This window comes from Nocardia sp. NPDC056100 (genome assembly GCF_042266325.1).
GTDB lineage: Bacteria > Actinomycetota > Actinomycetes > Mycobacteriales > Mycobacteriaceae > Nocardia.
Genome location: NZ_JBHJVY010000002.1, coordinates 270964 through 285783 on the forward strand (window position 1 = coordinate 270964; position 14820 = coordinate 285783).

The 14820-nt window shown below is 65.1% G+C and carries 13 protein-coding genes; 7 read left to right on the plus strand and 6 right to left on the minus strand.

Annotation, left to right across the window (positions count from 1 at the left end):
* Nucleotides 1-23 precede the first annotated feature (23 nt).
* From ACFC0O_RS12910 to ACFC0O_RS12925, 4 genes are all read right to left on the minus strand, one after another.
* The gene (locus ACFC0O_RS12910) at nt 24-1079 is read right to left on the minus strand and encodes an alpha/beta hydrolase (protein WP_375956887.1); all 1056 of its coding nucleotides are present in this window, start codon (nt 1077-1079) and stop codon (nt 24-26) included.
* A gap of 417 nt (nt 1080-1496) precedes the next feature.
* Nucleotides 1497-2558, minus strand: coding sequence for a hypothetical protein (locus tag ACFC0O_RS12915; RefSeq protein WP_375956890.1), 1062 nt, complete (start codon nt 2556-2558; stop codon nt 1497-1499).
* 5 nt (nt 2559-2563) lie between these two features.
* Nucleotides 2564-3049: a gamma carbonic anhydrase family protein gene (locus ACFC0O_RS12920; protein ID WP_375956893.1), complete on the minus strand. Its 486-nt coding sequence runs from the start codon at nt 3047-3049 to the stop codon at nt 2564-2566.
* Between the two features lie 315 nt (nt 3050-3364).
* On the minus strand, nt 3365-4900 hold the full coding sequence (locus ACFC0O_RS12925) for a flavin-containing monooxygenase (RefSeq protein WP_375956896.1): 1536 nt from the start codon (nt 4898-4900) through the stop codon (nt 3365-3367).
* Nucleotides 4901-5218: 318 nt separating this feature from the next.
* Here ACFC0O_RS12925 and ACFC0O_RS12930 point away from each other — a divergent pair, with 318 nt between their 5' ends.
* From ACFC0O_RS12930 to ACFC0O_RS12945, 4 genes are read left to right on the plus strand one after another with little or no spacing between them, the layout of a single operon-like run.
* A complete protein-coding gene (locus ACFC0O_RS12930; RefSeq protein WP_375956898.1) occupies nt 5219-6439 on the plus strand; it encodes an oxygenase MpaB family protein in 1221 nt (406 codons plus the stop codon).
* Nucleotides 6440-6487: 48 nt separating this feature from the next.
* Nucleotides 6488-7522 carry an NAD(P)H-dependent flavin oxidoreductase gene (locus tag ACFC0O_RS12935; protein WP_375956901.1) on the plus strand — a complete coding sequence of 345 codons (1035 nt, stop codon included), beginning with the start codon at nt 6488-6490 and terminating at the stop codon, nt 7520-7522.
* Entirely contained in the window at nt 7447-8883 is a 1437-nt protein-coding gene (gene hpnE, locus ACFC0O_RS12940; RefSeq protein ID WP_375960702.1) for a hydroxysqualene dehydroxylase HpnE, read from the plus strand. Before ACFC0O_RS12935 ends, hpnE begins: the two co-directional genes overlap by 76 nt.
* Complete coding sequence (locus ACFC0O_RS12945; RefSeq protein WP_375956904.1) at nt 8880-9785, plus strand: hypothetical protein; 906 nt, start codon at nt 8880-8882, stop codon at nt 9783-9785. The genes hpnE and ACFC0O_RS12945 overlap by 4 nt, the downstream gene beginning before the upstream one ends.
* Before the next feature lie 43 nt (nt 9786-9828).
* Here ACFC0O_RS12945 and ACFC0O_RS12950 read toward each other — a convergent pair whose 3' ends face one another.
* Nucleotides 9829-10434, minus strand: coding sequence for a TetR/AcrR family transcriptional regulator (locus tag ACFC0O_RS12950; protein ID WP_375956907.1), 606 nt, complete (start codon nt 10432-10434; stop codon nt 9829-9831).
* 355 nt (nt 10435-10789) lie between these two features.
* Between ACFC0O_RS12950 and tatC the strand changes: the two genes are divergently transcribed.
* Nucleotides 10790-11671 (plus strand): twin-arginine translocase subunit TatC, encoded by an 882-nt coding sequence (tatC, locus tag ACFC0O_RS12955; RefSeq protein ID WP_375960704.1) that lies wholly within the window; start codon nt 10790-10792, stop codon nt 11669-11671.
* A gap of 423 nt (nt 11672-12094) precedes the next feature.
* On the opposite strand, the gene ACFC0O_RS12960 is transcribed toward tatC, so the two are convergent.
* Nucleotides 12095-12709 (minus strand): TetR/AcrR family transcriptional regulator, encoded by a 615-nt coding sequence (locus tag ACFC0O_RS12960; RefSeq protein ID WP_375956910.1) that lies wholly within the window; start codon nt 12707-12709, stop codon nt 12095-12097.
* A 261-nt stretch (nt 12710-12970) separates the two neighbouring features.
* On the opposite strand from ACFC0O_RS12960, the gene ACFC0O_RS12965 reads away from it, so the two are divergent.
* A complete protein-coding gene (locus ACFC0O_RS12965; protein WP_375956913.1) occupies nt 12971-13216 on the plus strand; it encodes a hypothetical protein in 246 nt (81 codons plus the stop codon).
* A 256-nt stretch (nt 13217-13472) separates the two neighbouring features.
* A complete protein-coding gene (locus ACFC0O_RS12970) occupies nt 13473-14651 on the plus strand; it encodes a PucR family transcriptional regulator (protein WP_375956916.1) in 1179 nt (392 codons plus the stop codon).
* The last annotated feature ends 169 nt before the right edge of the window (nt 14652-14820 follow it).

Sequence of the window (14820 nt, forward strand, 5' to 3'; positions counted from 1 at the left end):
GCCGAGCGGTCGAACCGCGCGAGCTACCGGCCCGCGCGGTTCGACCCGGACAGGGCCGCCTCGAGTCGAGGCCAGGAGTTGTGCAGGTCCTGCTGCCAATAGCCCCAGGAGTGGGTACCGGTCGGGCGGAAGTCGAATGTCGCCGGAATCGCCAAGTCGTGCAAACGATCTCGGAGGCGATGGGTGCAATCGTTGGCCAGGACCTCTAGTGGACTGCCGAACAGCAGTTGCCAGGTCAGGCGTTGAGTGTCGCCGCGGACTCCGGTGGGGGTGTCCAGCGGTCCGGGCAGCCCGCTGCCAACCGATACATAGATTTCGGTGCCGCGCAGTAGATCCACGTGCAGTGCGGGATCCTTGGCGGTCCACTCGGGATCGTCGGGCGGACCCCACATGTTCGTCGGGCTGCCCGCGAAGCGTGCGACCACCAGGGCGACGAACGCCTGACCCGCCGGATCGCTGGTCGGCACGCATCCGCTGTAGGAGGCGATGGCCCGGTACAGACCCGGTGCGGCTTCGGCCAATTGGAACACCGCGGTACCGCCCATCGAGATTCCGGCGATGGCATTGACACCCGATCCGTTCAGCGTGGCATCGACGATGGGAGGCAACTCTCGGGTGAGGAACGTGGTCCAGCGCGGACGGCCCAGAGTGGGGTCCTCCGAACGCCAGTCGGTGAAATAGCTGCCCGCGCCGCCGATCGGAATCACCACATTGACCTGCTTATCGGCGAAGAAGCGGACGACATCGGTCTCGTCGTACCAGCCGCCGCCGACGCCCCCATCGGATCCATTGAGCAAATAGAGGGTCGGCGCGGGCCGGGTGGGATCCACCGCGCGCAGCACCTGCAACCGGATATCGGTGTTCATGGCCGCGGAATGGACGTACATGTCGATCGCGTCATGTCCCCTGGTCTCGATCCGATCGAGGTGGGAGCCGTTGGGGGACAACGGCGCCGATTCGGTGTCCGCCGCCGCCGAGCCGGGCACGCGCACTATCGCGGCCACGGCCACGATTACCGACAGCAGCAACGCCGCCGAGCGCGACAGCCCACGGTGATTCGCGTATCTGGATGTTGTCACGGGTTGGTAGTCCTCTGTGCGACTTACGATTTCCCGTAGTGAACGGCATCGGAAGGGCCCCGATGGCTATCGAGTTCGATTGCTGTGAACCTTCCAGCGCGCTCGGCACACGACCTGCAACAGCGAACCGTGATACCCGAAAGCGGGGCGAGGGTGAAACGAGGTGGTGGTCCGGAGCGGGGGGTTGGGTGCTCCGGACCACCGTGACGTGGTTCCGTGCGTGGGGCGAGACGGAACCTCATCGATCCGCCCGGTCCGGTCGCGCCGCCAGGAAATGGCCACCGGTGTCCGAACGGAGGATCGTGATGAGCGCGGTCGGCCGCTCATCGAGATGAAGCGATGAATCGAATTGCGACGCAATGGTACATGACCTGGGTGCGCGCCGCCGGGGATGTGAATCCATGAGCCTTCGGCGGTTCAGTTTATTATGATGAAATCGGATGCGGCGCAAGCGATTACGCGATCATGGTCGCTGAACATCGTCGTTCGGAAGTAGTCCCAACCTGCCAGTCGTGACACGTCGCGTTCGGTGCCGCGCTTGGTCATTCGCGTCCGAATATCCGAAGGTGAGGAATCCATCCACACCGTGACGACCGGCGTCGCGGCAGGCACGTCGGCCATACCTCGCAGATAGTCGGCGAGTGCGAGATGCTTTGTCGTGACGTGCCGTATGACGGGAAGGAACGAGGCGTCGAGTACGACCGGGTGCTTCGGGGCTATCCGCAAGCCGGTGCGCACCAGCCCTTCGTAGAGCGCCGGGGCCACCACCCGCCGATAGAGGTCACTATCGCGATCTCCCGCCGCGCCACCGAGGGCCGCCAGCGCCACACGTTCGAGTTCGGGTGCGAACCCGGCCTGGGTCAGCACGGTGGCTCCGGCGATATCGGCGATGTACTTCGCCGCCGTGGACTTGCCCGACACCGGGAATCCGCACACCGCCAGCAGTCCGCACCCCTCGAGTGAGGCGGCCGTCTCGGCCAACGCCGCTTTCACCGGCGCTGGCAGAAACCCTTGAGTGAGAGCGAAATTCGCATGCCACCAGATCAAGATGTCTTCGATGTGAGCGGTGGTGTCCGGGCCGCGGTTCGGTAGCTCTCGAAGCGCCTGTATCGGAGTCGCCGCGAGCTCCTCGATCGTCGCGAAACCCGCGTCGGCCAGGACGTTGTACACCCGATCGCCGCCGGTGATCCGGTGGATGTCCTCGCACACGCTGACCAGCGGGGTCTCCCCGTCCGGTACGGGATGCAGTCGCCAGCCTCGAAGTCCCCTGTCCGACAACAGATGCCGACACTCGTCGGCGGCACGATCGTCCCCGACGACATGCAGGATCATGCGGCCCGGAATTCGGAAGAAGGTGACTCGACCGAAATGCGGATCGACGTGGATCAGCGGCCCCAGGGTCGCATGGGTGTCGAAGTGCTCGACCACTTCGGCGACCACGCTCAGCGCGATCCATTGACGCTCGAAATCGCTACGCACGCCGCTCACCCGGCCACATCGATACGGTCGTAGGCTCGACTCGGCCCAACCTCGGTGGTGCGCGGTGACCAGCCGGTCGCGGGCCTGCCCGTGATCAGCATCCGGTCGGGGACGCAGGTTCCGCCCAGCACGACCGCCCCGGCGGCGACCGCGCAGTCCGCGCCGACGATCGCGTCGGTGAGAATGATCGCCCCGTCCGCCACCACGGTTCGCGCGCCGATTCTCGCGCCCTGAACACAGCAGCGATTGGCGATCGTGGCGTCCCGGCCGATCTCGACCGGTGCGCCGGCCGGGGCGTGCAGGACCGCGCCATTCTGAATCGTGGCCCCGGATCGCACGAGCACCGGGGCGAGATCACCGCGAAGGACGGCATCGTGCCCGATGGAGCAGTCCGCCTCCACGACGACATCGCCGATGAGGGTGGCGCTTGTCGACACGACCGCGTCGGGGTGTACGCGGGGGACCTTATCGCCGGATGAGAGGACTGGCATGGATGGCCTTTCGTTGTCGGGTCGATCGCCGATGGCTCGCCGGACTCGGGTGTCTGCTCATCCTGAGCACTCGAACCCGTTGTTCCACTTGACTATTCGGTACAAAGTAGGATGAAGGCGGGGTCAGTCGACGGTCGGAATCGGGTTCTTGGAGGGCCGACAGGGCGAACCGCTGTTGGTGGTCGGGCTGGATCACAAAGCCACCGCTCCTGCGGATCGGTCGATACGTCCGAGACGCACGACACGGACCCGCCCCGGCATGCGGCGGATCCGTGTCGATATCGGCTGGAGGGCGGCATCGCCTCGTCGGTGACCTCAGGAATGGGTAGGAACCGACGGATCGGTGGGCTCCGGGGCCAGGGTGAGCGGTGTCGTGGTGCGGTAATCCGCCGGATCCAGGGCACGTGTGCGCAAGCGGTAGCCGAGCATGGAACCGGGCCAGTTGTTGGTATTGGCCGGGCCGGTCGTCGTTGTGGCGATGTACCAGCTGTTGCATCCGCCGGTGTTCCACACGGTGCGCTCGAGGCGGTCCTGGGTCGTCCGGTCGAACTGTTCGAGCAGATCCGCGCGCACGTCGAGGTAGTGCGAGGTCGCGGCCTGCTCCACGGCGCTGACGATGTAGTTCATCTGGCTCTCGAGCATATGCACGATCGACCCCGAACCGACATTGGTATTGGGGCCGTACATCAGGAAGAAGTTGGGGAACCCGGGGACGGTCAGGCCGAGATAGGCGTGGGGGCGGTCGCTCCAGGCCTCCCGCAGCGACAACCCGCCCGGCCCGATGACCCGCATCGGCGCGACGAAGTCGTGCGAGCGGAAGCCGGTGGCCAGGATGATGGTGTCCGCGTGATGAATTCGACCGTCCTCGGTGATCAGAGCGCGCGGGCGGACATCGGTGATGGGGCTGGCGCACAGCCCGGTATTCGGGCGATTGAGGGTCGCGTAGTAGTCGTTGGAAGTGAGGATCCGATTGCATCCCACCTCGTAGGACGGCAGCAGCGCGCGACGCGCCTCGGGATCGCTGACCGTGCGCAGATTCCACCGACACCACGCGCGAACCGGTGCGGACAGTATGCGACGGCCCATCGGTGAGATCAGCATCGGATTGAGCACGCCCTCGAACCAGCAGAACACCGCGAGCCGGGACATCCGCTGCAACAGCGGAAGTCGTCGGTTCGCTCGCTTACGCAGCCGGGGATACACGTGATCGGGTTTGGGGCTGATCCAGTGCGCCTGACGCTGGAAGACCGTCAATGAGCGAGCCTGTTCGGCCACATGCGGTACGAACTGAATCGCGCTGGCGCCGTTACCGATGACCGCGACATCGCGACCGGTGAGATCGTGGTCGTGGTCCCACTGCGCGGAATGGAAGATCTTGCCGGTGAAGCTGTCGAGGCCGGGTAGGTCGGGGTAGGCGGGCGTGCTCAATTGGCCACAGGCCGAGATCAGCACCTGGGCGGTGGCGTGCCGACCGTCCTCGGTCCGCAATCGCCACAGTCGCGAGGTGGAATCGAACTCGACCTCGGTGATGTCGGTATTGACCTGAACATGGCGCAGCACATCGTATTTGGCCGCGCAGTGCCGTAGGTAGCGCAGAATCTCGGGTTGTTCGGCGAAGCGGCGAGACCAGTCCGGATTCGGTTCGAACGAGTATGAGTACAGGTGCGAGGGAGCATCGCAGGCCGCGCCGGGGTAGGTATTGTCGCGCCAGACGCCACCGACATCGCCCGCTTTCTCGTAGACGGTGAGATCGGAGAAACCGGCTCGTTTCAGGCGGATCGCCAGCCCGATTCCGCTGAACCCACTGCCGATGATCGCGATCGACGGCTTTGTCGATTGGTTGTTGCTCACGGTCGCTCCTGTGTGGCAATCGCTTGTGCCGGAAAGATTTCCGCGTCTCGATCGGGACAGATCGGATTGATCCCGCGCGGCGGATCGGAGAATGCGCCTCCGGCGGTCCAATGTATCCGAGAAGTATCGATGTAACAAGTATGGGTGCTTTGTCTCTCCAGATCTTGACCCAATGATACAAAGTTCGTATCTTCGATGCATGCCGTCGCCACGAGCCGACGCCCGTGCCGCCAGTCGACGCGAGCCTTGAGTGCATCGAATTGCGGTGACCAACAGCAGATTTCACTGCAACTCTCCTCTCTCGCGAAAAGGCGGACCATGAACGCATCGATATCCGAAATCCCCGCGCGCCACCCGGCCGCGCCCCGCAAGATCGCGGGGCTCGACCTCATCTCCGCCCGGCTGGGCGTGTGCGCGCCTTCGGCCGAGGAATGGGCAACTCTCGGTGCGGATCTGCTGGTCGGTGACGAGCCGATGGATCGATTGCTGGACTGGATGGCCGAGGTGGGCCTGGAGCGGACTCGACCCATGTTCGACCGGGCCGTGCGGCTGGGCATCGACCAGGTGCCCGAGGCGCCGGAACCGTTGCGGGAGTTCTTCGCCCGCATCGAACAGGAGCCGGAGTGGGTCGATCACGACATGCTCCGACGCGGCGCGTGGGTCTACCGCAGCGGCGGAGTGGACGGGGTCTACCTGGCCCGCGACGTCGCGTTCCTGGGCGGCTACCTGGCCTCCGGATTCAACCGGACGTTGCTCCGCACCGGTGCGCTCGAGCGCGGGCCCGCGCGACGGTTCGCCGAGACGCTGCAGTGGGCATTGGATGTCACATCGGAGAACGGGATGCACGAGCGCGGGCCCGGCTACCGATCCACGATCCACGTCCGGCTGATCCACTCGTTCGTACGCCGCCACGTCGCGGCCATGCCGGACTGGGAGACCCGGGAGTGGGGGATACCGATCAATCAGACCGACATGGCCGCGACACTGGTCGGCTCGCTGATGGTGCCCGTACTCGTGGGCATGGCAATGGGAATCGTGCCGCGCCGTGCGGATCTGGAAGCCGCCGCGCATCTGACCCGCTATGTCGGCTGGCTGATGGGTGTGCAGGATGATCTGCTGCCCAAGAGCTTTCAGGATTCGGTGCGCATCCTGCGACTCACGCTCGCAGCGATCACCAACCCCGATGAGACCTCATCGCGGCTGGCCAGATCCCTCGCCGACGATCCGCTCGCATGGCACTACCGGCGCCTGGCCCCCCAGCGTCGCAAACTCGCACGCGCTCAGCATCTTTCGCTGGCCTCGACCTTCCTGGGCGCCCGAGCCATGCGCCACCTGGGTCTGCCGGGTCGCGCCACGCCCTGGTATCCGCTGATGCGACTACCGGTCAATATCGCCCGCTCGGCGACCACCCGGATGATCCCCGGATCGGCCGAATACTTCGCCGCGCGCGGGCGGCGCGCACAGGAGGGCTTCCTGCGGACCCTGGTCGGCTCCGAACCGGCCGTGATCGGCGGTTCGGTGAGCCACCACCCCGCCTGAGCAACTGAAATCGCAGAGCTACCAAGGCAATGCACGAGGAGGAACGATATGATTCGCACCCGATTCACCGAGATGTTCGGCATCGACCATCCGATCGCACAGGGCGGGATGATGTGGGTGGGGCGGGCCGAGCTGGTCGCTCCCGTCGCCCAAGCGGGCGCGCTGGGATTCATCACCGCGCTGACCCAGCCGACGCCCGAGGACCTGGTTCGTGAGATCGAACGCACGCGGGATCTGACCGACAAACCCTTCGGGGTCAATCTGACCATTCTGCCCACGATCTCGCCGCCGCCCTATCGTGAGTACGCCGAGGCGATCATCGATTCCGGCATACGCATCGTCGAGACCGCGGGCAGCAATCCCGAACCGTTCATGCCGCTGTTCCGCTCGGCCGGGGTGAAGGTGATTCACAAATGCACCAGCCTGCGGCACGCGGTGAAGGCGCAGGCGGTCGGCGTGGACTGCGTATCGATCGACGGATTCGAATGCGCCGGGCATCCCGGTGAGGATGACGTCACCGGGCTGGTGCTCATCCCGATCACGGCCCGCGCCCTCGAGATCCCGATCATCGCCTCGGGGGGAATCGCCGACGGACGCGGGCTGGTGGCGGCCATGGCCCTGGGGGCGGACGGCATCAATATGGGCACCCGATTCATGTGCACGCGAGAAGCCCCGATCCACCCCAAGGTCAAGGCCCGCATCGTCGCCAACACCGAACGTGACACCCGACTGATTCTGCGCACCATGCACAACACCGCCCGCGTCGCCGATAACGAGATCAGTCGCAAGGTGGTCGAGATCGAGCAGGCGGGAGGGGTTTTCGCGGATGTGCGCGATCTGGTGTCCGGCGCGCGCGGGCGACGCGTGCTCGAGGACGGCGATCTCGACGCCGGTACCTGGACCGCGGGGCAGGTGCAGGGGCTGATCGAGGACATTCCCAGCTGCGAGGAACTGATCTCTCGCATCGTCACCGAGGCGGAGGAGCTGATCGGTTCGCACCTGGTGCAATCCCTGGCCGGCAGCAGAGCCCATCGAGGGATGACCACCCATTTCACGAAACCTCGCGCAGCGCAGGAGCATTGAGAATGAGTGATCCGCGGCGTTATGTCGTTGTCGGCGGTGGTCTGGCGGGCCTGGCCGCGTCGGTCTGGCTGGCCGAAGCAGGTAAACAGGTCACCCTCCTGGAACGGCGGGCACGGCTGGGTGGGCGCACGCAAGCGATGTGGGTGGGGGAGGTCGAGGATCGGCCGGACAATGGCCAGCACGTCCTGGCCACCGGCTACGAACACATGATCCGGTACCTGACCAGTATCGGATCCCAGGACTATCTGGAGTTTCCGCACCACGGGGCGCTGCGGTGGCCCGGTGGTCGCACGGTAATCATGCATACCAAGGGATTTCGCGCGCTGTGCACTCTGATGGGCGCGCACCCCGACGCGAGCCCGCTGGACCGGCTACGCGCTGTTCGCGCGACGCTGCGACTGGGCCGCCAGGCATTGCGGCAGCCGCCGGATCTGGCCGACATCACCACCGATCAGTGGTTGCGGCGTGTCGGTATGCCGGCGAAAGCTCGTGAGGCGGTGTGGGATTGGCTGGCCCTCGGTATCGCAGCCGAGCCCGTCGAGCGAGAATCGGCCAAGATCTTCGCGGACGTGGTGGCGACGGCGATTCGGCTGGGCACGCGCGAGCGCCGGGCCGTGACGATCGGATATCCGACCGTGGACCTGGACACCCTGCTCATCGATGGAGCCAAGCGGGTCTTCGACAAGTTCGGGGTGGATGTGCGGTATCGCACGGTCGCGCGGCGCGTGGTGATCGAATCGGGTGCGGTCGTGGGTGTGCAACTCGCGGATGGCAGCCGAATCCCCGCCGATGCGGTGATCTGCGCCGTACCCAACTCCCGCATCGGCGGATTGCTCGACGACCTTCCCGAACACTCCGAAATCTACGCCGCGGCGGACAAATTGGGCCACACGCCCATCGTGAGCACCAATCTCTATCTGGACCGCCCGCTGCGGACCAAGGCGGCGATGGAGGCGCTCATCGGCGGAACCGGCGTCATCGACGAGGTCTTCGACCGCCAGCGCATGCATCGCCGGAGCGCGGACGGCACGTGGCTGTACTGCCTGACGACCAGTGGCGCCTATGAACAGATCAATCGCGGCAATGAGGAGATCATCCGTGAGCAGGTCGCCCTGTTGCGCCGCTACTATCCCGAGGCCGCGCAGGCTCGCGTCGTGCACGCGCACGTGGTGAAGATGGCCCAGGCCACCTTCTCCCAGGTTGTCGGTCTCGACGGCTTGCGACCCGACCAGCGCACTTCCGTCCCCACCTTGATGCTGGCGGGGGATTGGACCAGCACCGACTGGTCGGCGACGATGGAGAGCGCCGTGCAGAGTGCGGCCAAAGCCGTTGCGGCCCTGCTGGAATTGCCGCCGGTATGACGCGGTACGCGGAAGGCGCGTGTGCGCCCACCCTGACGATCGCCCACTGCGACCTCGAATCCTGGTTGGCCGCCCTGGTCCGGCAGTCCGCGACCGAGGCGGTCACCGCCCCCACGGTCCCGCCCGACCGAATACCGAGTGCCGGTCCGTTACGGGACGCACTGGTGCACGAACTCGGATTCCGTTGCGCGATAGGGGAAGAAGCGGCGCGCGCGTCCGGGCTCCTGGTGGCGGCCGCCCCGGATACCGCGACAATGGAGTTCTTCGCCACGCAGATGATCGACGCGGTGCGCCATACCAAGGCATTTCGGGACTGCCTGGTCGAGATGGGCATCTCAGGACGGGATCTGCGTGATGTCATCGAACACCGCGGTGGCAGCACGCGTGATCGGCTGCTCGCACCCGTTGACGCCTACATCACACCGCTGCTCGTGCGGGGTGATGTCCTGGCCGGGGCGCTGCTGCTCATCCTCGCCGCCGAAGAGTACCTCGGCCCGCTGCTCGAACTGAGCGAACGGCGCTGGCAGCCCTTGGCTCCGGCTGTCGCGGACCGTGAGCGTCGTGCGGGGCGGGACGAGTCCCGCTATCTCGACGCGGGCAGCACACTGATCAGAACCTGGCTCGAACAGCAGCCCTACGACCGAGATCGCGTGGCCGACATCGTCGATCACGCGTGGTCGCGGTGGTCGAACATTCCGATACTGACCGTGCTCAGCGAACGCGAGCGGTTGTTTCAGGCCGCTCTGCTCGCCGAGCCGGATCTGGTCGGGGACTACGAGATCTGGCCGGGACGACGCCTACTGGACACCACTGCCGACGAGCGCATCGACGTTGCGCTTGCCCGGTCCCGCGAGATCCAGACGAGCCGACTGGCCTATCTGGGACTGGGCGTTACGTGGTAACGCGATGCGCACGGCGCGATCGACACGCGGTGCGCCTTCGGTATCAGCGGAGGGCGTGCGATGGGATGCCGTGTTTGATCATCGGCACCACACACTGAGCGATGAACGCACCTGAGGTCGCTTCGTCGCGGAAGTCGACTCCTCCGGTGGGGGTGAGGAATACCGAATGCATCAGCCGGGCGAGAAGTTCGGCGACGGGGCGGGTGTCGTATCGGCCGATCAATCCGCGGCGCTGCGCGCCCTCGAGGACCTCGACGATGTAGTAGACGCCGAGTCCGACGGCTTGCTCACCGCGGACGGTGTAGAAACCCAATATTTCTTCCGGGGCGATCTCCAACAGTTGGGTGACCAGCGGATGAGTCTGTGTCTGACGCAGAACGTATCGGACCATCGCTTCGATCTGCGCGTCGAGGGTGCCGTCCGCGGGCGCGACGGTCGCCACGGCCGTCAGCACCCGCTGGATCTCGCGCGCGATCGTCGCGTCGATCAGATTCTCCTTGGTGGTGAACCGGCGATAGATCGTCACCCTGCTCACTCCCGAGCGGCGTGCGATGTCATCAAGACTCGCTCGCCGAATCCCGACCTGAAGCATGCGCGCGAGTGCGGCGTCGAGAATTCGTTCGTGGAGTTCGTCGCACCCGTACACCATGCATCGATCCTACAGACTGTGTTTCATTGATTCACCGGATGTGCTCGAGGGCCCGTGGGCTCGGATCTCATCCCCGCGGCTGTGCGGTTGCACATCCGATGCGGCCAACCGGACTGTCGGCTTTCCAGCGCCCGCTTGAATCCGTTGTCGCAAAGCGGCTTTCGTTCTAGCTTTGCATTCGACAAGAGCCATCTGAACGTGGTCCGGGCGAGTTGCTTCCAATCCCCTCGTCCGTAGCCGCGCCCGTTTACCGCGCATTCACCGAAACCATGCGCGGTATGACGTCCCACCGAGGGTCCGAGTGCCCCCCTCGGTGGGCACTCGGGTCTTCACCGGATCGGGAGCCATCCAAGCCATGCACATCCCGTTCGATCTCCGTCGTCCGCGCCGAACCGGCCCTCGTGACGGCACCATGTCTCTGGTCCAGCATCTCGCCGAACTTCGGGCCCGCCTGCTCAAGGCGCTGGCGGCCGTGGTGGCGACCAGTCTGCTCGGGTTCCTGTGGTATTCACACTCACTGCTCGGTATGCAGAGCCTGGGTGACGTCCTGCGGGGACCCTATTGCTCGCTCCCGCAGAGTTCACGTGCCGTACTGACCTCGGACGGCTCCTGCCTGTTGCTGGCCACCGCGCCGTTCGAACAGTTCACCCTGCGCCTGAAGATCGGGCTCACGGCGGGCGTGGTCCTCGCTACGCCCGTCTGGCTGTATCAGCTGTGGGCATTCGTGACACCCGGGCTGTTCCGTCGCGAACGTCGCTACGCCATCGGCTTCGTCGGCACCGGCACCGCCCTGTTCGCACTGGGCGCCGCGCTGGCGTACGCCGTGGTGGCTCACGCGCTGGCGTTTCTGCTCAGCATCGGGAACAACGTCCAGATCACCGCGCTCAGCGGCGCTCAATACTTCGGTTTCATCATCAAGCTGCTGATCATCTTCGGCGTCAGTTTCGAAGCGCCCCTTCTGGTTATCGGGCTCAATGTGGTCGGCGTACTCAGCTACCGCAGGCTCGCCTCCAGTCGGCGAGGCGCGATCTTCGCGTTGTTCGTCTTCGCGGCCGCGGTGACCCCGCAGGACCCCTTCTCGATGCTCGCCCTGGCCTTCGCCTTGACCGCGTTGTTCGAGTTGGCCGTGCAGTTCGCGCGATTCAACGACCGGCGTCGAGCCCGCGCTCTGCAGGGTGAACCGGCCGATGACGAGGCCGCTGCCATCGAGCGCCCCGAACCGATCTCCGAGCGCTGACTCGACGGTCCGCGGACCGAGTTCGTCGCCCACCATTTCTGTAGCCCCGAAATATGCTGTCGGAAAGCATATTTCGGGGCTGACAGCTGTGGGCACGAACGACATGGAGAGATCTTGTGAGGATGTCGAGTGGTTTCGCGAAACGCCTCGGAGGACATCCAACATTTGTTTTCAACGGGCCGGGAATGGCGAGCGATGGCCTACGGTCTATCTCGTGGCGCAAAATCTTGCGACTGTGCCACAGCCCGCTCGGCGGTTTCCATCCAATCAACCAGGCCTCCGGTTGGGGGCCGCCGAGCGAGCCCTGGCTACCTCTTCAGCGTAGCACTCCCGTCGAGGAAGCTGGCCGGGCTGAGATCGCCTGGGGGCCTTGCCGACTGATAGACCTCGACGTGAATTCGGCTCGAGCTGGCAGTTCGGCTCCTAGCCACTCAGGTTGCTGGAATGGCCTTTGATGCCATGTTTGACCAGCGGAGTGATGAAGCCGCGAACGAACTCGCGCGCCGTCTCCTCGTTCTGCAGTCGTAACCCGCCCGCCGGGGTGAGCAGCAACGAATGCGCCAGTCGCGCCAGCAATTCCGCGACAGGACGCGGGTCGTACTGGTCTATCAGGCCGCCCCGTTGCGCCTGGCCGAGCGCCTCGACAATGTAATCGATTCCCAGAGTGATGATTTCGCCGCCGCGCAAGGTATAGAAGGCGACAGCCTCCTCGGGCGCGACCGCGGTCAGCCTACTCAGTAGCGGATGGGCGTGCGTCTGCCGCAGGACATGGAGCACCGATTCCTCGATCTGGACGTCGGGGCTGTCGGTGACCGCGGCGATGGTCGTCAGTTCGGACAGCAGTCGGTGCACCTCGCGCGTGAGAACCGCGTCGACCAAGTTCTCCTTACTGATGAACCTGCGATAGATCGTGATCCGCGTAATGCCGCAGCCGCGGGCGATATCGTCCACGCTAGCTCGTCGGATGCCGACCTGGGATATGCGATGCAATGCCGCGTCCAGGATCCTCTCGTCGACATCAGCATTCGGCACGACCATGCACCGAAGATAAACTCTTCGTTGCTTCGTTTCAAGCGGCTCTCGTCCGCGCTGAACCTGGTCATTGGCGATAAATCTGCACTACACGCATTTCACTTGTACTGGCCTGTGGCGCAGCATCTTCGGGACGCCCGCTGTCAGAACTCCAGCATGACATCGGCCCGCACCACCTCCTCGGCGTGAGGCCGTACCGTCGAACGACGAGCGGATACCGGGGACTGCCGCCCGTATCGCGCAGCGACTCCCGACCTAAGGAACGATGTGTCGGTCGCCGAATTCCATGAATCCTTCTGCCTCGGAGCGGAACGCGATGGGTACTGCCGAATCGTGGTTCGCTTCGAAGGTTCGACACCGGGTGGCGAGCTGGCGCTCGAGTACACCGCGACCTGGTCCGAGGCAACCGAATTCGCCCTGGCGGCGGTGGGTGTGCCCGGTTTGCGTGTCACCGTCGATCACCGGGTGCGCCCCGGATTGCGGTTACTCCCGTGCCGACGGCTATGGCATTGAGTCCCGGGCGACGACGCCGCCGGCGGTGTGCGCGCCGAATTGGGATCGCGCACAGTAAAACGCCGTGTGCGTCTTCGCATTTCGAACAACGGCGTCGCGATGGGTCCCGTGCGCCCGCGCTCGGTCGTTAGGGTGATCCGCCTGTCGACATGATCGAGGTCGGAAAGGGCCAGTGATGACATTCGAGGAAACCGATCGCCCAGCGATGCACGGGCTGACGACCTCTCAACCCAAAGCGTCCCAGGCTTCGTCGTGGTTGAGGTTCGGACCCGCCGCGGCGCCCGGCACGGACGGGCCGGCGATCGCCGAAGACGCCAATTACGCCGATCTCGGAACCGTCACCCGCACCTGCCTCGAACTGACCGCCAGTATGCTCGATGGCCGCGATCTGCCGGACAAGATCGAAAGGCTTGGGAGTTTCGTTGCGCAGTGGGCGCAGGATGGCGTCCCGATCGACACGATTCACCAGTCGATACACGACGGTCTCGAGCTGGGCCTGGACCGTGTGGTGTCGACCATGACGATCGCGCCCGAGGCCGGTGGGCGGGCCACCGAGGCACGTCTGGACAAAGCGCTCGCCAACTGCGAGAACCTCGCTCGGGCAACCAAACTCATCATCGAAATGCTGGATCGGACAACCGCGACGGTCTCGGCGGCCTACGTCCGCGAGGCGCGAACCGCGGTCACCGAGCACAATATCGCGGTCGCGACCTTGACATCGGCTTTGCTCGCGGGCCACCCGTTCTCCACGATCGCTCGTGAATGCGGGATAGAGGTCGCGGAGTTCTATCACGTATTCGTGCTGTCTCTGCAACCGTCCGCGGAGGCGACATCGGCTCTCGACGGCACGCAGGCCGGCAGGCGCATGGTGCACCGTATCCAGGAGGAACTCGCGGGCGGCACAGCGGGATCGGCGTTGTCGCTGCTGTCGGTGGATGGAGGGACCGTCCTGATCCCGCGGGACGTGATGGATTCCGAGGCTGCCGAGGAATTGATCGGGTCACTCTCTCGCACCGTGGAAGCGGCCATCACGGCGGTCGCCACGCTCGCAGCACCGGAACAGATACCCACCGCCGCCGCGCAGGCGCACGAATTGCTCACCATGGCGGGCAAACTCGGCTGGGCGGCGCGCCTGTACCGCTTCGATGATCTCGCACTGGAATACCAGCTCTCGCGCGAGGGTTTCGGCCGGGACGTGCTGGGGTCGCTGCTCGATCCTCTGGATACGCATCCGGAGTTGCTGCGGACCCTGGAGCGACATATCGGAACCAACCTGAATCGGCAACGCACCGCCCGGTTGTTGCATGTGCACAGTAATACCGTCGACTATCGCCTCAAGCGAATCGGGCAGTTGACCGGCTACGATCCCACGCAGGCCACCGGACTGTGGCACCTGCGGGCGGCATTGATCGCGCGAGCCTGCGACCCGCTATGAGTCCGTTCCGCTCGTGAAAGTGTCTGCGGTCGAAGAGGTTCGCGCGGTGAGTGCTCCAGCGGCGCCGCGCGCGAACCTTCGAACCGAGGAAAGTTGCGGATTCCGGTTTGGATTCGCCGATGATGCGGGAATACATCCGTTGTCGCCCGGGCCGCATAGCAGGGCCCCG